Origin of the sequence: Sphingomonas sp. Leaf62, from assembly GCF_001421915.1 — a bacterium.
Taxonomy (GTDB): domain Bacteria; phylum Pseudomonadota; class Alphaproteobacteria; order Sphingomonadales; family Sphingomonadaceae; genus Sphingomonas.
This window is the reverse complement of record NZ_LMLN01000003.1, coordinates 60757-85707: the sequence shown is the minus strand read 5'-3', so window position 1 is coordinate 85707 and position 24951 is coordinate 60757. Positions and strand designations below refer to the sequence as shown.

General features: G+C 67.8%; 24 protein-coding genes and 1 tRNA gene. 17 read left to right on the top strand and 8 right to left on the bottom strand.

The window, feature by feature from the left end; genetic code table 11:
- Window position 1: 1 nt before the first annotated feature.
- From mmsB to ASE91_RS02680, 4 genes are all read left to right on the top strand, one after another.
- On the top strand, window positions 2-877 hold the full coding sequence (gene mmsB / locus ASE91_RS02695) for a 3-hydroxyisobutyrate dehydrogenase (protein ID WP_056622423.1): 876 nt from the start codon (window positions 2-4) through the stop codon (window positions 875-877).
- Window positions 878-928: 51 nt separating this feature from the next.
- Window positions 929-1014, top strand: a tRNA-Leu gene (locus ASE91_RS02690).
- A 42-nt stretch (window positions 1015-1056) separates the two neighbouring features.
- A complete protein-coding gene (locus ASE91_RS02685; protein WP_056622421.1) occupies window positions 1057-2448 on the top strand; it encodes an ABC transporter substrate-binding protein in 1392 nt (463 codons plus the stop codon).
- Window positions 2449-2453: 5 nt separating this feature from the next.
- Window positions 2454-2879 (top strand): DUF4112 domain-containing protein, encoded by a 426-nt coding sequence (locus tag ASE91_RS02680; protein WP_056622419.1) that lies wholly within the window; start codon window positions 2454-2456, stop codon window positions 2877-2879.
- On the opposite strand, the gene ASE91_RS02675 is transcribed toward ASE91_RS02680, so the two are convergent.
- From ASE91_RS02675 to nadC, 3 genes are read right to left on the bottom strand one after another with little or no spacing between them, the layout of a single operon-like run.
- Window positions 2880-3599, bottom strand: a complete 720-nt coding sequence (locus ASE91_RS02675; protein WP_056622417.1) for a ribonuclease T2 family protein — start codon at window positions 3597-3599, stop codon at window positions 2880-2882.
- Complete coding sequence (locus ASE91_RS02670) at window positions 3596-4030, bottom strand: hypothetical protein (protein WP_056622415.1); 435 nt, start codon at window positions 4028-4030, stop codon at window positions 3596-3598. The genes ASE91_RS02675 and ASE91_RS02670 overlap by 4 nt, the downstream gene beginning before the upstream one ends.
- A gap of 31 nt (window positions 4031-4061) precedes the next feature.
- On the bottom strand, window positions 4062-4904 hold the full coding sequence (gene nadC / locus ASE91_RS02665; protein WP_056622413.1) for a carboxylating nicotinate-nucleotide diphosphorylase: 843 nt from the start codon (window positions 4902-4904) through the stop codon (window positions 4062-4064).
- A gap of 230 nt (window positions 4905-5134) precedes the next feature.
- Here nadC and ASE91_RS02660 point away from each other — a divergent pair, with 230 nt between their 5' ends.
- The 6 genes from ASE91_RS02660 to ASE91_RS02635 all read left to right on the top strand — a co-directional run bounded on the left by ASE91_RS02660 (window position 5135) and on the right by ASE91_RS02635 (window position 14912).
- Complete coding sequence (locus ASE91_RS02660; protein WP_056622411.1) at window positions 5135-5884, top strand: SDR family oxidoreductase; 750 nt, start codon at window positions 5135-5137, stop codon at window positions 5882-5884.
- 119 nt (window positions 5885-6003) lie between these two features.
- Entirely contained in the window at window positions 6004-6834 is an 831-nt protein-coding gene (locus ASE91_RS02655) for a glycosidase (protein WP_056622532.1), read from the top strand.
- A gap of 628 nt (window positions 6835-7462) precedes the next feature.
- Entirely contained in the window at window positions 7463-8743 is a 1281-nt protein-coding gene (locus ASE91_RS02650; protein ID WP_056622410.1) for an L-fuconate dehydratase, read from the top strand.
- Between the two features lie 149 nt (window positions 8744-8892).
- Window positions 8893-10107 carry an efflux RND transporter periplasmic adaptor subunit gene (locus ASE91_RS02645; RefSeq protein ID WP_235530283.1) on the top strand — a complete coding sequence of 405 codons (1215 nt, stop codon included), beginning with the start codon at window positions 8893-8895 and terminating at the stop codon, window positions 10105-10107.
- 45 nt (window positions 10108-10152) lie between these two features.
- The gene (locus tag ASE91_RS02640) at window positions 10153-13341 is read left to right on the top strand and encodes an efflux RND transporter permease subunit (RefSeq protein WP_056622408.1); all 3189 of its coding nucleotides are present in this window, start codon (window positions 10153-10155) and stop codon (window positions 13339-13341) included.
- Window positions 13338-14912, top strand: a complete 1575-nt coding sequence (locus ASE91_RS02635; RefSeq protein ID WP_056622406.1) for an efflux transporter outer membrane subunit — start codon at window positions 13338-13340, stop codon at window positions 14910-14912. The genes ASE91_RS02640 and ASE91_RS02635 overlap by 4 nt, the downstream gene beginning before the upstream one ends.
- Before the next feature lie 266 nt (window positions 14913-15178).
- On the opposite strand, the gene ASE91_RS02630 is transcribed toward ASE91_RS02635, so the two are convergent.
- Complete coding sequence (locus ASE91_RS02630; RefSeq protein ID WP_056622405.1) at window positions 15179-15625, bottom strand: hypothetical protein; 447 nt, start codon at window positions 15623-15625, stop codon at window positions 15179-15181.
- A gap of 49 nt (window positions 15626-15674) precedes the next feature.
- Window positions 15675-16385 (bottom strand): hypothetical protein, encoded by a 711-nt coding sequence (locus tag ASE91_RS02625; protein ID WP_056622403.1) that lies wholly within the window; start codon window positions 16383-16385, stop codon window positions 15675-15677.
- 124 nt (window positions 16386-16509) lie between these two features.
- On the opposite strand from ASE91_RS02625, the gene ASE91_RS02620 reads away from it, so the two are divergent.
- A complete protein-coding gene (locus ASE91_RS02620; protein WP_056622401.1) occupies window positions 16510-16731 on the top strand; it encodes a hypothetical protein in 222 nt (73 codons plus the stop codon).
- A 4-nt stretch (window positions 16732-16735) separates the two neighbouring features.
- Window positions 16736-17638 (top strand): EamA family transporter RarD, encoded by a 903-nt coding sequence (gene rarD, locus ASE91_RS02615; RefSeq protein WP_056622399.1) that lies wholly within the window; start codon window positions 16736-16738, stop codon window positions 17636-17638.
- A 12-nt stretch (window positions 17639-17650) separates the two neighbouring features.
- Here the strand turns inward: rarD and ASE91_RS02610 are convergent, their stop codons facing one another.
- On the bottom strand, window positions 17651-18214 hold the full coding sequence (locus ASE91_RS02610; RefSeq protein WP_056622396.1) for a glycine zipper 2TM domain-containing protein: 564 nt from the start codon (window positions 18212-18214) through the stop codon (window positions 17651-17653).
- A 93-nt stretch (window positions 18215-18307) separates the two neighbouring features.
- On the bottom strand, window positions 18308-19132 hold the full coding sequence (locus ASE91_RS02605) for a class I mannose-6-phosphate isomerase (protein ID WP_056622394.1): 825 nt from the start codon (window positions 19130-19132) through the stop codon (window positions 18308-18310).
- Between the two features lie 128 nt (window positions 19133-19260).
- On the opposite strand from ASE91_RS02605, the gene ASE91_RS02600 reads away from it, so the two are divergent.
- The 4 genes from ASE91_RS02600 (at window position 19261) to ASE91_RS02585 (ending at window position 23497) form a co-directional block, all read left to right on the top strand.
- Window positions 19261-20268 (top strand): outer membrane protein assembly factor BamD, encoded by a 1008-nt coding sequence (locus ASE91_RS02600; protein ID WP_082453765.1) that lies wholly within the window; start codon window positions 19261-19263, stop codon window positions 20266-20268.
- A gap of 576 nt (window positions 20269-20844) precedes the next feature.
- Complete coding sequence (recN, locus tag ASE91_RS02595; RefSeq protein ID WP_056003504.1) at window positions 20845-22509, top strand: DNA repair protein RecN; 1665 nt, start codon at window positions 20845-20847, stop codon at window positions 22507-22509.
- Window positions 22506-22820, top strand: a complete 315-nt coding sequence (locus ASE91_RS02590; RefSeq protein WP_056622393.1) for a hypothetical protein — start codon at window positions 22506-22508, stop codon at window positions 22818-22820. Before recN ends, ASE91_RS02590 begins: the two co-directional genes overlap by 4 nt.
- 44 nt (window positions 22821-22864) lie before the next feature.
- Window positions 22865-23497: a hypothetical protein gene (locus ASE91_RS02585; RefSeq protein ID WP_156357620.1), complete on the top strand. Its 633-nt coding sequence runs from the start codon at window positions 22865-22867 to the stop codon at window positions 23495-23497.
- Window positions 23498-23756: 259 nt separating this feature from the next.
- On the opposite strand, the gene ASE91_RS02580 is transcribed toward ASE91_RS02585, so the two are convergent.
- Window positions 23757-24401: a DNA-3-methyladenine glycosylase family protein gene (locus tag ASE91_RS02580; protein ID WP_056622389.1), complete on the bottom strand. Its 645-nt coding sequence runs from the start codon at window positions 24399-24401 to the stop codon at window positions 23757-23759.
- A 59-nt stretch (window positions 24402-24460) separates the two neighbouring features.
- On the opposite strand from ASE91_RS02580, the gene ASE91_RS02575 reads away from it, so the two are divergent.
- Complete coding sequence (locus ASE91_RS02575) at window positions 24461-24778, top strand: 2Fe-2S iron-sulfur cluster-binding protein (RefSeq protein ID WP_056622387.1); 318 nt, start codon at window positions 24461-24463, stop codon at window positions 24776-24778.
- Window positions 24779-24951: the final 173 nt, after the last annotated feature.

Genomic DNA, 24951 nt, shown 5'->3' with positions numbered 1-24951 from the left:
CATGGCACGGATCGGATTCATCGGCCTCGGCAATATGGGCGGCGGCATGGCGGCCAATCTGGCGAAGGCGGGGCATGACGTCCGTGCCTTCGACCTGTCGGGCGATGCGCTGGCCCGGGCGAAGGCCACGGGCTGCCTGCCTGTTGCCGATGCTGACGAGGCGGCGGAAGGGGCGCAAGCGGTGGTGACGATGCTGCCCGCCGGTGCCCATGTCGCGCAGATCTATGCCGACGCGCTGTTCGATGCGGTCGATACCGGTGCGGTGCTGATCGATTGTTCGACGATCGACGTCGACACCGCCCGTCAGGTCGCCGAGGCGGCCCGCGCGAAGGGCTTGCAGGCGGTCGACGCGCCGGTATCGGGCGGCATCGCCGCGGCGAATGCGGGCGCGCTGACCTTCATGGTCGGCGGCAGCCCGGCGGCATTCGCCAGGGCCGCGCCGTTCCTGAAGGACATGGGCAAGGCGGTAATCCATGCCGGCGCGAACGGCGCGGGGCAGGCGGCGAAGATGTGCAACAACATGCTGCTCGGCGCGTCGATGATCGCGACGTGCGAAGCGTTCGCGCTGGCCGAGAAGCTGGGGCTGGATGCACAGACCTTCTACGATATTTCGTCGGTCAGTTCGGGCCAGTGCTGGTCGATGACCAGCTATTGCCCGGTGGCGGGCGTCGGCCCCGAAACGCCCGCCGATCGGGGATTTCAGGGCGGGTTCGCCGCCGCGCTGATGCTGAAGGACCTGCGCCTCGCCATGCAGGCAGCGGCCGGGGCAGGAGCCGACACGCCGATGGGCGCGCGCGCCGCCGAGCTTTACGCGCGCTTCGTCGAGGATGGCCATGCCGCGACCGATTTCTCCGGCATCATCCAGACGCTGCGGTAGCGGCGGCTTGACGGGCGCGCGCCGATCCGCTTGGAACGCAGCCTCCTCCACGCGGACGTGGCGAAATCGGTAGACGCAGCGGACTTAAAATCCGCTTCCCATCGGGAGTGCGGGTTCAAGTCCCGCCGTCCGTACCACGGGCTGGCCGCCGCCACGCCTTTCGTGGCATGGAGCGACGCATGACCCGCTTGCTGTTTCTTGGCCCCCTGTTGCTGACGCTCGCCGCATGCGACCGGGGGGCGGACGAGCGGCCGGTGGTGGTCGACGCGATCGAACGGGACGGCAACGGCAATACCGAACGCGTCCTGCTGCGCAGTGCGCTGGCACAAGGGCTGGTACGGTTCGACGCGGCAGGGCAGGTCGAACCGGCGATCGCCGAACGCTGGAACATGGTCGATGACGGGCGCAGCTATATCTTTCGGCTGGGCACGGCGACGTGGAGCGACGGGCGACCGGTCACTGCCGATCAGGTCGTCACCGCGCTGCGCCGCGCGGCACGGATCGAGGCCGGACACCGGCTGACCCCGTTCCTGCGCTCGATCGACGAGATCGTGGCGATGACGCCGCAGGTCATCGAGATACGGTTGAAACGGCCGAATACCGAGCTGCTGACCCTGCTGGCGCAGCCCGAACTGGCTGTGATGCACGGTGCGCAGGGCAGCGGGCCGATGCGGCGGCTGCGGGGGGAGGGCGTGCGGCTGCGCGCGCCGGTGGATTCGGACGCACCGGCACCGGTTCCCGCCGACGAGGTGCGGCTGAACGGTGCGCGCGCGGCACTGGCCGTGGCGCGGTTCGGGGCGAAGCGGAGCGATCTCGTGCTGGGGGGCGCGCTGGCCGACTGGCCGATCGTCGCGGCGGCCGGGCTGCGGACGACGGACATTCGCGTCGATCCGGCGCGCGGGCTGTTCGGTTTCGCCTTTGTCGGGCGCGATGGGTTTCTTGCCGCACCGCTGAACCGGGCGGCGGTGGCCATGGCGATCCAGACCGGCAATCTGCCCGCCGCGATCGATGGCGGCTGGGCCAGCATCGACACCATCCTGCCCGAAGCGTTCGATTCGGCCAGCGACCCGGCGCTGCCGCCGTGGCGCAAGCTGACCGAGGACCAGCGCTGGCAGACCGCGCGGGCGCAGGTCGCGGCGTGGGGCCGACCGGTGACGGTGCGGGTCGCGCTGCCCGATGGTCCCGGCGCGACGTTGTTGTGGGGACGGATGGCCGCGGCACTGGCGCGGATCGGGATACGCGGGCAGCGGGTCGCGATCGATGCGCCCGCCGACCTGCTGCTGATCGACCGGGTCGCCCCCTATGACAGCGCGCGCTGGTATCTGGCGACGGCGTGCCGGGGTTGCGCGATGGATGCGATGACGCTGATCGCGGCGGCACGCGATGCGACGTCGTTGCCCGAACGGGCGCAGCGGCTGGCAGCAGCGGATGCGGCGCTGGCGGCCGATGTCGCGTTCGTGTCCGTAGCGCGGCCGTGGCGCTGGTCGCTGGTCGCGCCGCGCCTGCGCGGGTTCCAGATCAATCCGCGCGCGGTCCATCCGTTGAACCACCTGCGTGGCGATACCAAATAGGGGGCATGGCAAAGCCGACCCGCATCTCCCCCGAACTGTTCGAGCAGATCGCCGGACATCTCGACCGTGATCCCGCCGCCGTCCGCCGCCGCGTGGTGGCGATCGAGCGACTGATGGAACGGTCGATGACCATTCCCGGCATCAACCGTCCGGTGGGCCTCGATTTCCTGCTGAACTTCATCCCCGTGGTCGGCAGCTTCATCGGCGCGGCGATGGGCAGCTATATGCTGTGGGAAGCGCGCAACCTTGGCATGTCGCGGTGGCAGATGGCGCGGATGGCGGGCAATGTTGGCACCGACTGGGCGCTGGGGCTGATCCCGGTGGTCGGGGCGGTCCCCGACTTCTTCTTCCGGTCGAACACCCGCAACCTGCGGATCATCCGCAAGCATCTCGACCGTCACCATCCCGCGACGGCGACGGTCGAACTCTGATTACGCCGCCTGACGTCCGCCGCGCCAGATCTTGATCCGGGTGCCGGGCGTCACGCCACCCTGCTGCGCGGGACAAGCGGCGTAGCGGCGACGCTTGTCGAGACAGAGCCAGACTTCGTCCAGCCAGCCGCGCTTATTGGTGGTGATCCGCATCGATTGCGGGGTGATGCCCGGATTGACGCGGGCGATCGCGGCGGCAAGCTGTCCGGCGGTCAGGTTGGGGCGACGCGACAGCGCCATCATGTCCGGGAAGCGCAGTTTCCCGAACAGCGTACGCGATTCATCGAAATAGGCCGCGGGCGAGACGCCCATGCAGGTGCCATGCTTGGCATATTCGTGCTGGAGCAGTTGTGCCGAAGGGGTGACGCAGAGGTTCCTGGCGATCACCGCCGGCGGCAGGATCGGCGTCGAGGTGCAATATTGCGGCCAGTCCTTGCCCTCGCCATCGGGCCACAGGCCGTGCAGCGTGAAGCCGAAGCGGTTGCTGCCGCCGCACTGGAATGCGTTGCGCGGGTCGTCGGCGCGCGTCCGGCAAAATTCGGGGCTCCATGTGATCGCCAGCGTATAGCTGCCGATCGGAAGCACTCGGCGCGGCTGCGACGGGCTGGGCAGGTCGGGGCGCGGGCGTTCGATCTGTGACGGGACCGAGCATTGCAGCGTTTGTGCCTGACCGGCGGCGGGTAGCAGCAGGGTGGCGAGGGTGAGGGCGATTCGCTTCATGCGTCGTCCTCCACGGGTTCGAACGGCGTGAACCATGCGGCGGCGTCGGGGCGGAACAGGAAGACGGTCGCTGCCGCCTGCAACGCGACCGCGACGAGACGGATGATCCCGCCGGCGTCGAGGATGACCGCACCGCCGGCGAGCCCAAGGAGCAGGCTGCCGACCGAGAAGGCGGTAAAGGCTGCGACGATCCAGCGCGCGACGTTGCTGGCGCGCTTTGCCGCGAAGAACCACAGCAGCAGCGCGATCAGCACGCCGGTCGCGATCATGCCGCCGGCAGCGACCGCCGCGCCCGAGCCGAGCGCCGCCGTTTGCGGGTTTTCGGTCAGGCGGGCCATCGTCACCGGCCATTCGATGACATTGCCGACCAGCCCGACGACGATCGAGGCGAGGTAGAGCCGGTCGAACCGGACGATCGAGCTTGGACGCATGGAGTTCCCTCTGTGGAGCGCTGTCCGGTGGTTATGCGGCGTCGAGGGTGAAATCCAGCCCGATATCGGCGGCGGGCGCCGACTGGGTAAGGCGGCCGACGCTGATATAGGTCACGCCGGTTTCGGCGATGGCGCGGATCGTATCGAGATTCACGCCGCCCGACGCCTCGGCGGGGACGCGACCGGCGATCATCGCCACCGCTTCGCGCAGGGTCGGCGGGGTCATGTTGTCGAGCAGCAGGTGCGTCGCGCCGGCGCTCAGCGCGGGTTCGATCTGGTCGAGCGAATCGATCTCGACGATGATCCGCTCGATGCCGGCCGCCTTCGCGCGGGCGGTGGCTTCGCCGACCGATCCGGCAACGGCGACGTGATTGTCCTTGATCATCGCCGCGTCCCACAGGCCCATGCGGTGATTGGTGGCACCACCCATCCGGGTCGCGTATTTTTCGAGGACGCGCAGGCCGGGGATCGTCTTGCGCGTGTCGAGCAGCGTCGCGCCGGTGCCGGCGATTTCGGCGACATAGCGGGCGGTTAGGGTGGCGATGCCCGACAGGTGCTGGACGGTGTTCAGCGCCGAGCGTTCGGCGGTCAGCAGCGCACGGGCATTGCCGCGCAGGCGGAGCAGTGCGGTGCCGGCGGCGACGCGGTCGCCGTCGGCTACCAGCGGTTCCAGAACGGCGTGGGGGTCGAGATGGCGGAAGAAGGCGGCGGCGAGGTCGAGGCCGGCGACGGTGATCGCGTCGCGGCTGTCCATCACGCCGGTGAAGACCGCGTCGGCGGGGATGACGGCGGCGGCGGTGATGTCGCCCGCCTCTCCCATATCCTCGGACAGGGTGGCGGCGACGAAGGCGGGGAGGTCGAAACCGGGGAGCATGGCATTGTCCGATATGGGGAAAGTGGAGCGGCTATAGGGCGGGGCGCGAAGTTGGTGAAGGTGACACGTGGTCGACGTCGCGGGGCGTCTCCCCGGGATCGCGGATGGCGCCTGCGGCTCACCAGTATGACGTCATCCAAAGGTGTAGGAAAGTTCATGAAGCCAAGCGCCGCGCCGATCGTTTCCCTGCCCGAACGAAATCGGAGGTCGGCGTGGGCGGACGAACAATAGTGGTAACGGGCGCGGAATCCGGGATCGGCGCGGCCTGTGCGGCGGCATTCGGACGCGAGGGCGACCGGGTGGCGATCCTGTATCATTCGGACCGGGACGGAGCGGAAAACAGCGCGCAGGCTGTGCGCGACGCGGGTGGCGAAGCGATCACCATCCAGGCCGATGTTGACGGTGAGGCGTCGGTCGACGCCGCCTTCGCACGGGTCGAGGCGGCATGGGGGCCGGCGGACGTGCTGGTCAATTCGGCCGGGCTGAACATGACGGGGGTCAAGGTCCGCGACATGGCGCTGGACCAGTGGCGGCGGCTGATCGACACCGACCTGACGGGAGCGTTCCTGACGTCGCGCCGCTTCCTGACCGGACGCGGCGACAAGAGCGGCGACGCGACGATCCTGCACATCTCGTCGATCCATGCCTATGCGGTGCGCGCGGGCGGGGCGGATTATTGCGCGGCGAAGGGCGGGCTGACCAACCTGATGGAAACGCTGGCGATCGAAGAGGCGGCGCGGGGCATCCGCGTCAACGCGATCGAGCCGGGCATGATCCTGACGCCGATGAACGCCCGCGCCCAGAGCGATGCCGCCTATCGCCAGGCGCTGGAGCAGAATATCCCGATGCAGCGCGCGGGACAGCCGCAGGAGGTCGCCGATCTGGCGGTGTTCCTGGCGAGCGACCGGGCGCGCTACATCACCGGGGCGCGGATCGTGATCGATGGCGGACTGTCGCTGATGCAGGCGGTCGGCGCATGAGCGGGGGTGCCAACATCGGCGATCCGCATCGCAAGGACGTCGTCGCCGATTGCGAGATCGAACTGGATTTCAACGTCCGCCGGATCGAGGAGGTGACGCTGGACGGTCCGCCAGCGCTGATGACGCGCGACCTGATGAGCCCCTATGTCTGGCAGGAGGCGGACGGCCGGTTCGGCATGATGGTCCGCGCGGTGACGCGGCCGGGCGAGCCGATGACCGATACCGGCGTGATCTGGTCCGGGTGGAGCGACGACGGGCGGCACTTCGCGATGCTGCCCGAACCGTCGATCGTGCCGGGGCCGGGCGAAGAGGATGCGGGCGGTGTCGAGGACCCGACGGTGGTGCGCCGCGACGACGGCTATGTCGTCTATTATTCGGGCGTGCTGGGCGACCACGCCCATGGCGAACTGTCCTATGCCACCGGTCCGTCGCTCGACCGGTTGACCAAGAGCGGCGTCGTGCTGGCGTCGTCCAAGTCGGAGGGCAATACCAAGGAAGCGACGATCGACCGCACTGCCGACGGGCGCTGGCGGCTGTTCTACGAATATGCCGCCGACGAGGCGTCGCGGATCGGCATGGCGATCGGCGCGGACGTGGCGGGACCATGGGACGAACAGCCGACCCCGTTCATGCCGCGCACCGACAGCTGGGACGACTGGCATCTGTCCACGGGTCCGCTGTTGACCGACGATCCGGCGATGCCGGTGATGTTCTATAACGGGGCGACGCGCGATGCGCGCTGGCGGATCGGCTGGGTGGCGTTCGACGCCGAGTTTCGCGGCGTGGTGGCGCGGGGAATCGAGCCGCTGATCACCCCGCCACCGGTGGATGACCGGAGCGCGACGGACATCGCGTTCGCGGCGTCGGTGGTCGTCGTGGAAGGGGCGATCTGGCTGTATTATTCGCTGGAGGATCGGAAACTGGCGCGGGCGTTGATCCGGCGGAGTTGAGGGGGGCGCCCGAACCTGCGCCTCTATCCGATCTCCCGTCATCCGCCATCCGGTGGCTGCGAGCTTGTCGAGTACCGAACCAGGACCGATCCATATTCAGCGATAACAACGGAATTTCGTCCTTCCCGCGCAGGCGGGACTCCATAGACGCCGACGGTCCGGCTGGATTCGCGACGCTGGCGTATATGGGCTCCCGCCTGCGCGGGAGTGACGAACGGGGATCGAACGCTATTCCTGCGCCCGGCGAACTGAAGGTTGATCCCGCCTGGAGAAGGGGGCAAGCGGCCGGGTGCCTGCGCTGCCCCTTGTCTCTGGGCACGAGGCTTCCTGCGCTTGCCGCTAGAAGTCCAAGGGCCTGTGATAGCCGCAGGCTGAAGGCTTCTTCGTCAGTTGCCGACCTGCCCCAACCGGGCCCGACCTTCGCCGCGGCACGGGCCGACGATTTGGCAACAATCCCGGCTCGGCCAAGGGCCACGAAAGACCGTGAATCACGTTCGTCGGATCCCGGCCCCGCTTTCCGGTTGCAAGCGAAAATTCGTTCACATATGAAAACGGTTCGGCGCCCATATCGCGGTGACCGGAACGGGGCGGATCGATCATCACCGGCGATGCCCCATGGGGGCTGCACATGACGATCATCACCCGGCTATCGGTGCACGACATCCGGTTTCCGACCTCGGCGTTCCTTGACGGATCGGACGCGATGAACCCGGAGCCGGACTATTCGGCGGCCTATTGCATCCTCGAAACCGATACGCCGGCGCTGGAGGGGCATGGCCTGACCTTCACCATCGGGCGCGGCAACGACCTGTGCTGCGCCGCGATCCGGACGCTGGCCCCGCTGGTCGAGGGATTGTCGCTCGACGATATCCGCAGCGACGGCGCGGGCTTCTGGCGGCGGATGACCGGCGACAGCCAGCTGCGCTGGGTCGGCCCGGAAAAGGGGATCATCCACCTTGCGACCGGCGCGGTCGTCAATGCGGTGTGGGATTTGCTGGCCAAGGCGGCGGGCCTGCCGTTGTGGGACTATATCGGGTCGATGTCGGCGGCCGAGATCGTCGGCCTGATCGACTTCCGCTACATGACCGACTGCATCACCCCCGACGAGGCCGTGGCACTGCTCGAGGAACGCGCGATCGGCAAGGCGGAGCGGCGGCAGACGCTGCTGGCGGAGGGCTATCCGGCCTATACCACCTCACCCGGCTGGCTCGGCTATTCGGACGAGAAGCTGGTCCGGTTGTGCCGCGAGGCGGTGGCCGACGGCTTCACCCATATCAAGCTGAAGGTCGGTGGTGACCCCGCCAACGACCGCCGTCGCGTGGCGCTGGCGCGGGACACGGTCGGGCCGGACATCGACCTGATGATCGACGCCAATCAGGTGTGGGAAGTGTCCGACGCCATCGCGCGCGTCAACGACCTCGCCTTCGCCAAACTGCGCTTCATCGAGGAACCGACCTCGCCCGACGATGTCGAGGGGCATCGCGCGATCCGCGAGGGGGTGAAGCCGGTGCAGGTCGCCACCGGCGAGATGTGCCAGAACCGCATCGTCTTCAAACAGTTCATCATGCGCCACGCGCTCGACGTGGTGCAGATCGATGCCTGCCGGCTGGGCGGCGTGAACGAGGTGCTGGCGGTGCTGCTGATGGCCGCGAAATACGACCTTGCCGTCTGGCCGCACGCCGGCGGCGTCGGGCTGTGCGAATATGTCCAGCACCTGTCGATGATCGACTATCTGTGCTTTTCGGGCGTGAAGCACGACCGCGCGGCCGAGTTCGTCGATCACCTGCACGAGCATTTCGTCGACCCGTGCGTCGTCGAGCGGGGTGCCTATCGCGCGCCGACCCGTCCGGGCTATTCGATCGAGATGAAACCCGAATCGCGCGACGCGCATCGCTGGAATCCCAGTTAGGCGACATTGCCGCGACAAATTGCGACAACTCGCGCATTGCGTCGCTCGACGTCAGGCGTATGAAAACGGTTCACGAAACTTTCGGGTGTCCGGCCGGTTATGCGGCCGGCGCATCCGCGCCGTATTCCGTCGCAAAGGTTGCCGCCTTGATCCGATCCGCGTCGTCGCGCGTTCGCCCGTGCCTGTTGCTGCTGTCGTCCGTCCTGCTCCTGTCGAGTTGCGGCAGCGGCGGCGATGCGAAGGAAAAGGGCAAGAACGGGCGCGGCAATCAGGGACCGGCCGCGGTCGGTTTCGTCGTCGCCCAGCCGACCAGCGTCGCCCAGACCGCCGACCTCGCCGCGCGCGTCGTCGCCTTCCAGCAATCCGAAGTCCGCCCGCAGGTCGCCGGACTCATCCGCCGCCGCTTCTTTACCGAAGGCGCCTTGGTCCGCGCCGGACAGACGCTCTACGAGATCGACCCGCGCCTCTACCGGGCGCAGACCAACGAAGCGGTCGCGAACCTGAACAGCGCGCAGGCCAATGCCGAGGCGACGCGCGTCCGCGCCGAACGCTATCGCCCCCTTGCCGAGATCGAGGCGGTCAGCCGTCAGGACTATACCGATGCCGCCGCCCAGGCACGGCAGGCCGCCGCCGCCGTCGCGCAGAGCCGCGCGCAGCTGGAGACGGCGCGCGTCAACCTGTCGTTCACCAACGTGCCCGCGCCGATCACCGGGCGGATCGGGCGCAGCTATTTCACCGAAGGCGCGCTGGTCACGACCAACCAGACCGATCCGCTGGCGGTGATCCAGCGGCTCGACCCGATCTTCGTCGATATCCAGCAATCGAGCGCCGACCTGCTGGCGCTGCGCCGGCAGCTGGCGAGCGGCGGGGCGGTGCCGGCATCGGCGGCGGTGCGCCTGACGCTGGAGGACGGCAGCGATTACGGCCGGACCGGCAGCGTCCAGTTCGCCGAGGTGATGGTGAACGCGCAGACCGGCACGGTGACGCTGCGCGCCCGCTTCCCCAATCCGCAGGGCGTGCTGTTGCCCGGCATGTTCGTCCGCGCCAAATTCGCGCAGGCGATCGACACGCGGGCGATCCTCGTGCCGCAACAGGCGGTCAAGCGCGATCCCAAGGGGCTGGCGACGGTTTTCGTGGTCGGGCCGAACGACACCGCCGTGCAGAAGACGGTGCAGGCCGATCGCACCCAGGGCCAGTTCTGGGTCGTGACCGGCGGCCTGAACCCCGGCGACAAGGTCATTACGCAGGGCACCGCGAACCTGCGCCCGAACGCGAAGATCAGGCCGATGCCGGCGAACGCACCGCAGAATATCGCCCCCAAACCGGCCGGCGATGGGGCTTCCGCGCCCGCAAAGGCGGGATAAGGCATGTCCCGCATTTTCATCGCCCCGGCCCGGATCGCCTGACGCATGTCCCGTATCTTCATAGATCGCCCGATCTTTGCATGGGTGATCGCGATCATCACCATGCTGGCGGGCCTCGGCGCGATCCTGTCGCTGCCGATCGCGCAATATCCCGACGTCGCCCCGCCACAGGTCAATATCCGCGCGACCTATCCCGGTGCGAATGCCGAGACGATCCAGAACTCCGTCACCCAGATCATCGAACAGCAGCTGACCGGCATCGACGGCCTGCTCTATTTCAGCTCGCAAAGCTCGTCGCGCGGGCAGGTGACGATCAGCGCGACCTTCGACAAGGGCGTCGATCCCGACATTGCGCAGGTGCAGGTCCAGAATCAGGTGCAGCAGGCCCTGTCGCGCCTGCCGCAACAGGTCCAGCAACAGGGCATCCGCGTCACCAAATCGAACCCCGACTTCCTGATGATCGTCGGCATCTTCGACGAAACCGACCAGCGCACCAATGGCGACGTGTCGGATTACATGGAGGCGAACCTCGTCGAGCCGCTGGCGCGGATCAACGGCGTCGGCGAAACCAACGTGTTCGGATCGCAATATGCGATGCGCATCTGGCTCGATCCGGCGCGGCTCGCCTCCTTCTCGCTGATGCCCGGCGACGTCATCACCGCGATCCAGAACCAGAATACCGAAGTCGCCGCCGGCGAGCTGGGCGGGCAGCCGTCCGGCCCCGAACAGCAGCTGAACGCGACCGTCACCGCGCAGTCGCGGCTCCAGACCCCGGCGCAGTTCAAGGCGATCATCCTGAAGACGCTGCCCGACGGGTCGACCGTCCGGTTGTCCGACGTCGCGCGCATCGAACTGGGGCAGGAAAATTATTCGGCGTTGAGCCGGGTCAACGCCCATCCCGGTGCTGGCCTCGCCATCAGCCTTGCGCCCGGTGCCGACGCGCTGGAAACCGCCGAGCTGGTGAAGGCGGAGGTCGAACGGCAGTCGGGCAAGTTCCCCGCCGGCCTGACCTATGCCTATGCCAACGACACCACCGCCTTCATCAAGCTGTCGATCGAGGAAGTGGTCAAGACGCTGATCGAGGCGGTCATCCTCGTCGTCATCGTCATGTTCGTGTTCCTGCAAAGCTGGCGCGCGACGCTGATCCCGACGATCGCGGTGCCGGTGGTGCTGCTCGGCACGTTCGGCGTTTTCTATCTCTTCGGCTTCTCGATCAACACGTTGACGCTGTTCGGCCTCGTCCTTGCCATCGGCCTGTTGGTCGACGACGCGATCGTCGTCGTCGAGAATGTCGAACGGTTGATGGAGGAAAATCCCGACCTTTCGCCCCGCGACGCGACGATCCAGTCGATGGAGGAGATTCAGGTCGCGCTGATCGCGATCGGCATCGTCCTGTCGGCGGTGTTCCTGCCGATGGCGTTCTTTGGCGGATCGACCGGCGTCATCTATCGCCAGTTTTCGGTGACGATCGTCGCGGCGATGATCCTGTCGGTGCTCGTCGCGCTGATCCTCTCGCCCGCGCTCACCGCGACGCTGCTGAAGCAGAAGAAGCGCGGCGAGGACGGCAGCCTCGAAGGGGGCTGGCTGGAGCGTAAATTCCCGCGCGTCGCGCATGTCGGCGAACGGCTGCGGGGCGGCTTCAACAGCCGGTTCGACCGGGGCGTCGCGAAATACGAACGCGGCGTCATCCATGTCATCGACCGCAAATGGCTGTATCTGCTGCTCTATGCGGCAGTGCTGGCGATCCTCGCGCTGCTGTTCGTCCGGCTGCCGACCAGCTTCCTGCCGACCGAGGATCAGGGCGCGGCGACGATCCGCTTCCAGCTGCCCGCCGGATCGACGCGCGGCCGCACCGAAGAGGTGCAGCGCGCGGTCGAAAAATATCTGATGACCTATGAAAAGGACAATGTCCGCACGCTGCTGACCGTCGCGGGTGGCGGCGGTGGCGGGGCTGCGGGCCAGAATACCGGACAGGGGTTCATCAACTTCACCGACTGGGCGGACCGTCCGGGCAAGGACAACGGCGCCGATGCGATCATCGACCGCGCCTCGTCCGCGTTCCGCAATTTCCGCGATGCGCAGGTCTTCGCGCTGCTGCCGCCCGCCGTGCGCGGGCTGGGGCAGGCGAACGGCTTCACCATGGAATTGCAGAACGCGAGCGGGATGAGCGCCGCCGACTTCGCCGCCGCGCGCGACAAGCTGCTCGCCGCCGCCAGCGCCGATCCGATGCTGACCGGCGTGCGCCTGTCCGAACTGCCCGATATCGCCACGCTGAACGTCGATCTCGATCAGCAGCGGCTGTCGACGCTGGGGCTGACGCAGGGCGACGTCAACAACACGCTGTCGACCGCATGGGGCGGTCGCTACGTCAACGACTTCATCGATCGCGGCCGGGTGAAGCGCGTGTTCGTGCAGGGGGACGCACCCTATCGCAGCGAACCCGGCGACCTGTCGCAGTGGTTCGTGCGGGGCAGCAACGGGCAGATGGTGCCCTTCTCCTCCTTCTCGCGGACCGGCTGGACCGTCGCGCCGACCACGCTGTCGCGCTTTCAGGGCCTGCCCTCGTTCGAATTTCAGGGGCAGGCGGCGTCGGGCGTCAGCTCGGGCGAAGCGATGGACCGCATCGCCGAACTCGCCGGACAGATACCGGGCACCAGCGTCGCATGGGCCGGGCTGTCGTTTCAGGAACGGCTGTCGTCGGGACAGGCACCGATCCTCTACGGCCTGTCGATTCTCGTCGTGTTCCTGTGCCTTGCCGCGCTGTACGAAAGCTGGTCGATCCCGATCGCGGTGCTGCTGGTCATCCCGCTCGGCCTGATCGGCGCGATCGCGTTCGTGACGCTGCGTGGGTTGGAGAACGACGTCTATCTCCAGATCGGATTGCTGACGACGATGGGCCTTGCCGCCAAGAACGCGATCCTGATGATCGAATTCGCCGAACAGGCGGAAAAGAAGGGCGCGCGGGTCATCGATGCCGCGCTGGAGGCGGCGCGCATCCGCCTGCGTCCGATCCTGATGACCTCGCTCGCCTTCATCTTCGGTGTGTTGCCGCTGGCCATCTCGACCGGGGCGGGGGCGAACAGCCGCATCGCCATCGGCACGGCGGTGATCGGCGGCATGTTCACTGCGACGGTGCTGGCGATCTTCTACATCCCGCTGTTCTTCGTGCTGGTCCGGCGCGGGGTGCGCGACGGCCTCGCCAAACTGCGCGGCCGCAAGGAGGTGCCGGCATGAAGCGGCTGACGCGCGCGCTGCCCGCGCTGTTGCTGGCGGGCTGTTCGATGACCCCGGCCTATGAACGGCCGCAGGCGGTGGTGCCGCCGTCGTGGCCGGTCGGCGATGCCTATCTGAAGCAGCGCGAGGCGACGCTGCCCGCGCTGACGTTCGAACAGGTGTTTACCGACCCGCGCCTGCGCACGCTGGTCGGGCAGGCCCTGGTCAACAACCGCGACCTGCGCATCGCCGCCGCCAATATCCGGGCGGCGCGCGCCCAATATCGCATCCAGCGCGCCGATCTGTTCCCGCAGCTCGATGGCTCCGCCCGCTACAGCTATCGCGGCACCGGCGACGGCGCGACCACGACGACCATTCCCGGGACCGGCGGCACCGGGACGGGCACCGGCACCGGCGGCACCGGCACGGGTGGCACCGGCGGGACGATCGTCACCAGCAACCGTTCGCCTAGCAGCTTCTCGCTCGATCTCGGCGCGACCGCGTTCGAAATCGATCTGTTCGGCCGCATCCGGTCGCTGACCGAGGCCGAACAGAATCGCTATTTCGCGACCGAAGCCGGCGCGCGCGCCACCCGCCTGACGCTGGTCGGCGACATTGCCGAGGCATGGGCCGCCTATGGTGCCGACCGCAGCCTGATGGCCGTATCGGAAGCGACGGCAGCCAGCGCCCGACGCAGCGTCGCCCTGACCCGTGCGCGGCTACAGGGCGGCATCGCCCCGCGCACCGACCTGCGACAGGCCGAACAGATCCTCGCCACCGCGCAAAGCGACCTTGCCGAACAGCGCACGCAAGTGGCGCAGGACGTCAACGCGCTGCAATTGCTGGTCGGTGCCCCGGTCGATCCGGCGTTGCTGCCCGCATCGATCGACATCGTGCTGCCGACCATTGCCGACCTGCCGGCGGGGATCGATTCGGGAATATTGCTGCGCCGGCCCGACGTGGTGCAGGCCGAATATGAACTGCTCGCCGCCAATGCCGATATCGGTGCGGCGCGCGCGGCGCTGTTCCCGCGCCTGTCGCTGACCGGGCTGGTCGGTTTTGCCAGCGATGCGCTGCGCACGCTGTTCACCGGCGGGGCGTTCAACTATTCGGTCGCGCCGTCGCTCAGCTATCCGATCTTCCGTGCCGGGGCCGGTCGCGCCGGTGTCGAATTCAGCCAGGCACAGCGCGACGCGCTGCTCGCCACCTATGAACGCACCATCCAGTCGGCGTTCCGCGACGTATCCGACGCGCTCGCCCGACAGGGGACCATCGCCGAACAAACCCGCGCCGATCGCGCCAACCTGCTCGCGGCACAGGACACCTTCCGCCTGACCGAGGCGCGCTATCGCGGCGGCATCGACACCTTCCTGACCAGCCTCGACGCGCAGCGATCCTATTACACCGCACAGCGCCGGCTGGTCGCGACGCAGCTCGTCGCGGCGACCAACCGGGTGACGCTGTACCGGACGCTGGGCGGCGATTCGCTGCTGGAGGCCGGCGCGAACGGGCCGGTGCCGGTGGCGGATACCGTCGCCCCAGCCACCAACCGTGCCCCCGCGCAGGCGGGGGTCCAGAGCCACAATCGATAGGCTGCGTTGTATCGCCCCGAACCCCCGCCTGCGCGGGGGTACGGCGGAAGGCAGGGAACCGGCACGTTCGTAGGAACCCGGATCGATTCGGGACCTCTGCGAGAGTCCCGAACCCCTTTCACTACCGTACCCCCGCGCAGGCGGGGGTCCAGGGTTCCAAGCGCAAGCCGTTGTTCTGCTTGGTTCTGGACCCCCGCCTACGCGGGGGTACGGCCAGTTTGCAGCTACGATTACGACTTTCGCAGAGGTACGGGGCAACCATCTGTTCAGGCCACCGCCAGCCAGCCCCCCGCCGGCTCATCGTCATTCGCGGCCTTCCGCGCGACCCGCACCCGCCGCGTCCGCCGGCTGCGCGCCCGGGGCAGCAACCGCCCGACCCACAGCCGCAACGCCGTCCCGCGCACCGCGCCCGCCACCGCGAACGCCGCCAGCATCGCGTCGAGATACGCCGCGACATCGATCATCGCCAGCACGCCCGCCATCTCCGGCGCGCCGAGCGCCGACACGATAATCATGTCGCCGCCCATCCACAGCACCGTGCCCGTTGCCGCCGACACGATCAGGAACAACAGCCAGTGCCCCGGCGTCAGCCTTGCCATCCGCCGCGCCACCGGCACGACCAGCATCGCCGCCAGCGCCTGCGCCAGCGGCAGGTCGGGCCATAGCCGCAGGATGGCGATACAGGCGATCAGGACGGCGCTGACGATCAACATATGTTTCCCCTCCGCAACGAAATAGGGAGCCGGCCACCGCCCGTAAAGATCAGCCGCCGTCGACGATCAGGTCGACCGACGTGCCCTGTCCCTCGGGCGACAGGAACACCGCAAAGGCGGCTTTGCCACGCGTGCCGCCCAGCACATGCTGGTCGCCATCGGCCTGATGCTGCGCCGAATATCCGCCCTTCGTCGCCCGCGTATACATCCAGTCGACCATTCGCCCGACCGGCTGCCCGATCGTGAAGCTGACTACGCGCAGGCGACAGCCATCGGCATCGGTCCCCGCCGCTTCGGTGACGCGGGCATCGGGGTGCAGCGCGAAGGGGGTGGGCAGGCGGTTGGCCCAGCCGGCCGAATAGCCGACCTTGCTCGCGCATTGCCGGTTCCCGCCACGCTGAACCCTGGCCAGTTCGCCCAGCGTCAACGCCTCGCGCCCGCCCTTGCACGACGGACAGGCGCCTGGTGCCGGTGCGGATTGCAATGTTTCCTCCGGCGCGGCGCTGCCCGCGGCGACGGTCGGTGCGGGGGCGGCGGCGCTGTACGGCCGGTCGGGCGGGCGCACCGCATCGCCATTGGCTTGGGCGGTCAGCGTCGGATCGACCATGATCTGGTCCTGCAACGCTGCCGTCACCGCCGGATCGGTCGTATTGGCCTGCGCCAGTTGCGCATCCAGCGTGTCGCGATCGTTACCCGGCGCGTCCGCACCGCCGCATCCGCCCAGCAGCAACAGCAACGTGAAGGGCAGGGCGCGAATCATCGACGGGTGGCTCCACGGGGACAGTCGGCCGCGACCGTGGAGGTCGCGCGTTAAGAATCCATACTACTGTAAAAAACCATTGCTGCCATTGCTCCGCGCCGGGCGGTGGGCCATGTCCTGTGCCATGCTGAACCTGTTCTCGATCCTGATCGGCCTCGTCGCGCTGGTGCTCGCCATCCCGGCGCTGATCCCCTTCATCTCGCTGATGAACTGGATCGTGTTCCCGATCGCGCTGGTCGGCTTCGTGGTCGGGCTGTTGTCGTCCAAGACCTCGGGCCGCAACCTGAACATCGTCATCCTGATCGTCAGCGGCCTGCGCCTGTTCCTTACCGGCGGGCTGATCTGATCCGGTGAACGAAGGGGCGGAACGGCAGGGGCTGACGTTCGGCGTCGGCGCCTATGTGCTGTGGGGGTTGCTGCCCCTGTATTTCCGGTTGCTGGGGCCGATCGACGCGGGCGAGATCGTCGCACAGCGCGTGCTGTGGTCGGCGCTGCTGGTCGCCGGTATCGTCATCGCCGTGCGTCGCGGACCGCGGTTGCGCGCGGCTTTTGCCGACCGCAAGGCACTCGCCTACCTGATCGCCAGTGCCGCGTTCATCGCGATCAACTGGCTGGTCTATGTCTGGGCGGTCCTGCACGGACAGGTGCTCGCCGCCAGCCTGGCCTATTTCCTCAACCCGTTGCTCAGCGTCCTGCTCGGCGTCGTCCTGCTGGGTGAGCGCATGAACCGGATGCAGGCGGTCGCGGTTGCGCTGGCCGGGGCGGGGGTGGCGCTGTTCGCGTTCGGATCGTCGTGGATCGCGCTCGGCATCAGCCTCAGCCTCGCGATCAGCTTCGCGCTGTACGGCCTGATCCGTAAGACGGTATCGGTCGGCGCGCTCGAAGGATTGATGGTCGAAACCACGCTGCTGGCCCCGGTCGCGCTCGGCTATCTGCTGTGGCTCGGCAGCCAGCAGCCGATGGCGTTCGAACAGGGGGCGGGCATGGCGGCGAAGCTGGTGCTGGCCGGCGCGGTCACCACCGCACCGCTGCTGCTGTTCGCTGCCGCCGCCCGCCGCCTGCGACTGGCGACGATGGGCATGTTGCAGTTCATCGCGCCGTCGCTGCAATTCCTGCTCGCGATCGCCGTGTTCGGCGAGACATTGACCCCGATGCGGCTGGCCTGTTTCGGCCTGATCTGGGCCGGGCTCGCCGTCTATGTCGTCGGCGGGCGTCGGCCGGGGCGGCAATCCACCGCCCCGGCCACCCGCTAGGCGATCAGCGGATCAGCGGCAGACCACCTGCCCGCGATCGACCGACCGGCCGAGCAGCGCACCCGCGCCGCCACCGATCAGCGTGCCGAGCAGCCGCGAATCACCGCCCGCGATAACGTTGCCGAGCACGCCGCCGCCCAGACCACCGATGATCAGGCCGGTCGTGCCGTCGCTGCGCCGGCAATAATAGCGGTTGTCCTGCCCGCGATAGATGCGGTCGTTACGGCTCAGCGCGCGGGTCCGGTAATATTGGCCGTCGCGATAATAGCGGTCGGCGAAATAGCGGTTCCTGCCCGGTTCGAACCGGTTGTAGTCATAGTTGCGATAGCCGCGCCAGTCGCGCTGATTCTGGCGCAGGTCGCGGCGCGCCTCGCGCACGTCGCGGCGATATTCGTTGTCGGCCCGGCGCACGTCACGACGGTCGTCGGCCCGGCGGACGTCGCGGCGATAGTCGCGTCGCGCGTCGCGAATGTCGTCGCGATATTCCTGACGCGGGGTCTGCGCCATGGCCGGTGCGGCGGCAATCGTCGGCAGGGCAATCGCCGCGACCAGCGCGGCAAGGATCGGGGTACGCATCTTGTTTCTCCACTCCGTGAGGACGGAAAGTAAAACGGCGTACCCCGTGCCCAAGTTGCGTGAACGTAAAACTACGTTCCGTTCACTTTTGGGTCAGCTATACTGTTCACCCGGATAGGCGAAGAGCAGGTCGGAATCTTCGTCGGCGGTGACGGTAACTTGTCCTTCGAACGTCAGGCAGTCGCCCGCCGCCCATGCGACGCCGTCGGCGCTGCCCTTGCCCGTGACCGGCACGAACCAGCCCTTGACCCCTGCCGGCACCGTCACCGTGCGCGCACCGCCGGTCCAGCGTTCCAGCACGAATTTCGGTCCGTCGACGAGGATGCTGCGATCCTCGGCGATCTTGCCCGGCGCGTCCGGCGCGACGAACGGCCGCGCGTCGGACACCGCGACCCCGTCTTCCAGATGCAGTTCGCGCGGCCGGCCATAATCGTACAGCCGATAGGTCGTTTCCGAATTCTGCTGAATCTCGATCAGCGTGATGCCCGCGCCGATCGCATGGACCGTGCCCGACTTCGCATAAAAGAAATCGCCGGCCTTCACCGGTTTCCAGTCCAGCTTCTGCTCGATCGACCCGTCCAGCGCCGCATCGCGGAGCTGTTCGGCAGTCATCGGTTCGAGCGTGCCCAGCGCGATCGTCGAATCAGTCTCGGCGGCCAGCAGCGTCCAGCATTCGTCCTTGCCGCGCGGCAGTCCGCGGGCCTGCGCCTGCTTGTCGTCGGGATGGACCTGCACCGACAGTTTTTCCGACGTAAACAGATATTTGACCAGCAGGTCGGGGGTGTCGTCACCCGGCGTCTTGTACCAGATTTCGCCGACGGGATCGCGGTCCGCCGGCTGGTCTGCGAAACCGAAGCCGAGGTGGTGGCGGCCCCACGGCTTTTCGACGCGGTGCATTTCGAGCTTGGTAACGGGCATAAACGCGCTCCGGATCGGCGTTGAACAGGTCGCGCACCCCATGCGCGAAACGCCGGGGTTACGCCACCCCCGGCCAACGCGCGAAAGGGACTGTTCGCGCTACCCCTTGCGCAGTAGAAGCGTCGCCCATGCGTACCGTATCGTCCCGCGCATCCGCGCTCATCCTCGTCGCTTTCGCCGGCGTCGGCCTTTCCGCCTGTGCCCGTGGTGGCGCCGGTGCCGGCCGCGACCTGCCCTATGTCGCCCGCGACGTGGGCACGCTGTACACCGCTGCGAAGGGCCGGCTCGACCGCCAGCAGTACAAGGTGGCGGCGGCCCTGTTCGACGAGGTGGAGCGCCAGCACCCCTATTCGGTCTGGGCGCGCCGCGCGCAGTTGATGGGGGCGTTCAGCTATTATCTCGACGGCGACTATACGAAGTCGATCGCCGGCGCGCAGCGCTTCCTGTCGGTCCACCCCGGCAACCGCGATGCGCCCTATGCCTATTACCTGATCGCGCTGTCCTATTACGAACAGATCAGCGACGTGACCCGCGATCAGAAGATCACGATGCAGGCGATGGACGCGCTGGGCGAATTGTCGCGCCGCTACCCCAACACCGCCTATGCCGCCGATGCCCGGCTGAAACTCGACCTCGTCCGCGATCACCTCGCGGGCAAGGAGATGGAGATCGGTCGCTTCTATCAGCAGCGCGGCCAGTGGCTCGGCGCGTCGATGCGCTTCCGCTCGGTCATCGATCAGTATCAGACGACGACCCACGCGCCCGAGGCGCTGATGCGCCTGACCGAAACCTATCTGGCGCTGGGCGTTCCCGGCGAAGCCAAGAAGTCGGCCGCCGTGCTCGGTGCCAACTATCCGGGCACCGACTGGTACAAGCGCGCCTACGACCTGATCAACGACAAGACGCCGCCGCCGCCCAAGCCGATCCCGGTCAAATATGCCGACCCGGCCCCACCGCCGGTCGGCACCGTGACGGTCGAGCCGGCCGAGGATACGCCCGACGCGAAGATCAACCCGTCGACCCGGCCGGCCCCGCCCGCGACCACCCCGCCGCCGGTCACCGGGTCGCTGACCGGCCCGACCACCGGCGCATCGGGCGGCAGCCCCGGCGGACCGGGCGGCACGCCGCGCAACTGACCGGGCGGTTCGCCGCATTCGGGAAGCCGCACGCTATCGTCACCCCCGGGCTTGACCCGGGGTCCCGCTGCTTCTTCGACTGCTGGAAAAGCAGGACGCCGGATCAAGTCGAGACCTCTGCGAACGTCGTAATCATAGCTGCAAACTAGGCGGGATCGACATTCGGTTCGCTGGGCGCAGGAATAGCGTTCGACACCCGTTCGTCACTCCCGCGCAGGCGGGAGTCCATATACGCCAGCGTCGTGAATCCGGCCAGCACGTCGGCGTCTATGGATTCCCGCCTGCGCGGGAATGACGAACCTCCGTGGTTATTGCTGAATGTCGATCGGCCCCTGCCGGCCCCCCGCGCAAGCGGGGGTCCAGAGCCAAGCAGAACGACGGCTCGCGCTTGGAACCCTGGACCCCCGCCTGCGCGGGGGTACGGTAGGGGGAGGGGTTCGAGACGTTCGCGAGGGTCTCGATCACGTCCGGGATGACGAGATAGCCTCGGCGGCCCCACGTCGCGGACCCCAAAACCCGCACCGACCCGCACGAAGGGGTTTGTTCTCCGGCTGTTCCGCGGGTAAGGAGGGCGCGATGCTGACGGCGCTTTCCATTCGTGACGTGGTGCTGATCGAGGCACTCGACCTCGACTTCGTCGCCGGCCTCGGCGTGCTGACCGGGGAAACCGGCGCGGGCAAATCGATCCTGCTCGACGCGCTCGGCCTCGCGCTCGGCGCGCGCGGCGACACCGCATTGGTCCGGCATGGCGCCAAGCAGGCGGCGGTGACCGCGATCTTCGCCGCCCCGGCACAGGACGGCCCGGTCGCGCGGCTGTTCGACGATAATGGGCTCGACCTCGAACCCGGCGAACCGCTCATCATCCGCCGCATCGTCAAGGCCGATGGCGGCAGCCGCGGGTTCGTCAACGATCAGCCGGCATCCGCTGGCTTGCTGCGCGACCTCGCCCCGCATCTGGTCGAGATTCACGGCCAGCATGACGATCGCGGCCTGCTCAATCCGCGCGGCCACCGCGCGCTGCTCGACGGGTTCGGTCGGATCGATACCGCGCCGCTCACCCGCACCTATCGCGACTGGCGCGATGCGGAGGCGGCGCGCGGCGTGGCGCTGGCGGAGATCGAGGTGGCGCAGCGCGACCGCGACTGGCTCGAACATGCCGTCGGCGAACTGACCGCGCTCGCCCCCGAAGCGGGCGAAGAGGAGGCGCTCGCCGAACGCCGCCGCTCGATGCAGCGCGCCGAAAAGGTCGCCGGCGATCTGGCCCAGGTCGAGGAACGGCTCGACGGCCCCAATGGCGCGCTGTCGGCACTGCGACAGGCGGGACGCGCGCTCGAACGCATATCCGAAGCGCATCCGGCACTGACCGAATCGCTCGCCGCCGTCGACCGCGCGCTGGTCGAGGCCGAAGCCGCCGAAACCGCACTGCGCGATGCCGCCGACGCGCTGGCCTTCGATGCCGGCGCGCTGGAGGACGACGAGGCGCGGCTGTTCGCGCTGCGGGCAATGGCGCGCAAGCACCGGGTCCAGCCCGACGATCTTGCCACGCTGACCGACGACCTCGCCGCGCGGCTGGCGCTGCTTGAATCGGGGGAGGCTGGGATCGGCGCGCTGGAGGCGAAGGTCGCGGCCGCGCGCACGGCGTATCTGGCACAGGCCGATCGGGTCCATGCCGCCCGCGCCGAAGCGGCGACGCGACTCGACGCGGCGGTGGCGGGCGAACTCGCCCCGCTGAAACTCGACGCCGCGCGCTTCCGCACCGTTGTCGCCGATCTCGACGAAGGACAATGGTCGTCCGCGGGTCGCGACCGGGTGGAATTCGAAATCTCGACCAACCCCGGCGCGCCCTTCGCCCCGCTCGCCAAGATCGCGAGCGGCGGCGAATTGTCGCGCTTCATCCTCGCGCTGAAGGTCGCGCTGGCGGAAGAGGGCGGGGCGGCGACGATGATCTTCGACGAAATCGATCGCGGCGTCGGCGGCGCGGTCGCTTCGGCGATCGGCGACCGGCTCGCCCGCCTGTCGCGCGCGACCCAGTTGCTGGTCGTGACCCATAGCCCGCAGGTCGCGGCGCGCGGCGACCGCCATCTGCTGATCGCCAAGGCGCATGACGGCATCGTCACCCGCACCGGCGTCCGCCCGCTGTCGAGCGACGAACGCCGCGAGGAAATCGCACGAATGCTCTCGGGCGCGGAAATCACCGACGAAGCCCGCGCACAGGCCCGGCGACTGATCGAACCGGCATGACCGACCCGCCCCGCACGCCCGATGGCCGCTATATCGTGGTCGACGGCGTGGTGTGGCGCGCGACGCGCCCGGACCTGTCGGAGGTCGAACGCGACCGACTGGTCCACGACCTGATGGACGCGCGGCGTGCGGTCGGCGCGGGCAAGCGCGCCGGCGACGATACAGCGGTGGCAAAGGCGCGCAAGGCGGTCGATGTGGTCAAGGTGGCGTTGGGCGAGCGTGGCCCGGTGTGGTGGGACGACGGCGCACCCGACTATAACCGGCGCAAGGTAGAGAACACGCCCTACGCGGGTTGGTGGGCGGGACGGTAGCGCCTTTTCGGAGCCGAAGAGCGATGCGAATGTTGTGGATGGTCATGGCTGTCGCGATGCTGACGCTGGGTAAGCCGTGTTGGGCCGACGAGCCGCCGGAAATGTTCGCGGATATGCTGCACGCCGATGTACCCCTCTATACTTTTGAATGGGAGAATATGTGGCCGCGCAGTTTTACGTCAGGCGATGATTTTGGATGCCTATCGGCCATCCGTTTCGGCGACTGGCAATTTACCCCTGCTTCGGACAACCCGAACGAGGACGCGCGATGGGAGCGATTTTCGAACTACGGCGTGATCCATTGTGCTGCCATCTTTCGCACTGCGGATGATCGCAAGGAACTGGAAAATGCCGAATGGCGCTACGGCTATTTCGTGAAAATCGGCACCGGCAGGCGGGATGAGCATATATGGGATCTATGGGCTATCCAGTCCGGCACCCGCCCCGGAAGTGAGTATCGCTTGTTGGCGCATGATCCGGAGGAGACGACCCCATCTGCGTTCCGGGTGCTACAGCAACGCTGCCCAACGGGTTGGTATCGAGAAGGCAAGCGCTTCGACATCTGGCCTACCCGCTATTGCGTGGTTCATTCGCGAGCCGATCTTTTGACGCTCGCCCGACGAATGCTTGCGCTTCCGGCACGTGGCACACTGACGCTGGTTGCTAAAAGCGATTGAACTACTGTCCTACATTCTCGCGTGCTGCCATCCTCGCCGACGCTCTTTGACAACTCGAATCGCCGCGAGACCCGCAACCCGATCCGCTCACAACGCGAAAGCTTGGCGAGTGTGACTTTTGTGACCTTTGGCGGATTTCCGGGTTTTTCCAGGTCCCGCCACGGGCAAAGCCCGTGCCGTCGGACGGCGCTTTCGGCGCCGCCGGCCGGGCGCGCCTAGTTCGGCGCGGTGCAGCTTGCTGCACCTTGCCCGGCGCGCCCTAAATCGCGCTGTTCTTCGCCGACTGCGTGGCCGGATCGAACATATAATGGTGCCACGCGAACACCGTCGCGGCGCTGCGGTGCGGCCGCCATTTCTCCGCCAGTTCGCGGATCGTCTTTTCACTCGGTCGTTCGGGCAGGCCCAAGATCCGCCCGATCTCGACCTGCACCGCCAGATCGCCCGCCGGCCAGACATCGGTCCGCCCCTCAGCGAACAGCAGGTAGATTTCGGCCGACCACCGCCCGATCCCCTTGATCCGCACCAGTTGCGCGATCGCTTCCTCATCGTCGGCGGGCAGGTTGGCGAGGTCGAGCCGCCCGCTCAGCACTTCCTCGGCAAGGCTGCGGGCATAGCCGGTCTTCTGCCGCGACAGCCCGGCGGCGCGCAGGTCCTCGTCGCTGGTCGCCGCGATCCGCGCCGGATCGGTCGCGTCGACCAGCACCGCCTCCAGCTTCGCCCACACCGCATCCGCCGCCTTGTAGCTGACCTGCTGCCCGACGATGGTCCGCAGCAGCGTTGCATAGCCCCGGTCGCGGATGCGCGGCTCGGGATAGCCGGCATGGGCCAGGGCCGCCGCGAACGCCGGCTCGATCCGTGCCAGCGCGTCGAGCGAGCTGCGCAATTGTTCGGCGGAAAGCCCCATGACCGGTCCTTGAAAAGCATCGACCGTCCCGGCATGGGGCGGCGACAGGAGAACGAACGATGCCCAAGCTTACCGTCGTCACCCGCGCCGGGGAAGAACGAACCGTGGACGGCGAAGCCGGGCTGTCGGTCATGGAAGTGTTGAAGATGAACGGCTTCGACGAACTGCTGGCGCTGTGCGGCGGCGGCTGTTCGTGCGCGACCTGCCATGTCTATGTCGACCCGGCGTACCTCGACCGCCTGCCGCCGATGGGCGCGGACGAGGACGATCTGTTGGATGCGGTCGACGATCGGCGGGATACGTCGCGGCTGTCGTGTCAGGTGCGGTTCGAGGCGGGGCTGGATGGCATGCGGGTCGAGATTGCAGACGAAGATTAGAGACGCAGCACAGCGATAGCCCCGGTCGCACCATGCCCCGCCCGGCCGGCGGGCCATCGGCCCGACCGACGACATGGGCTTCGCCCATGTCGGGCTGCGTATGCGGAACCCCGTTCTCGATACGGGCTCTCGACTACGCTCGATCCCTACTCGAACCAAACGGGGTGGGTTGG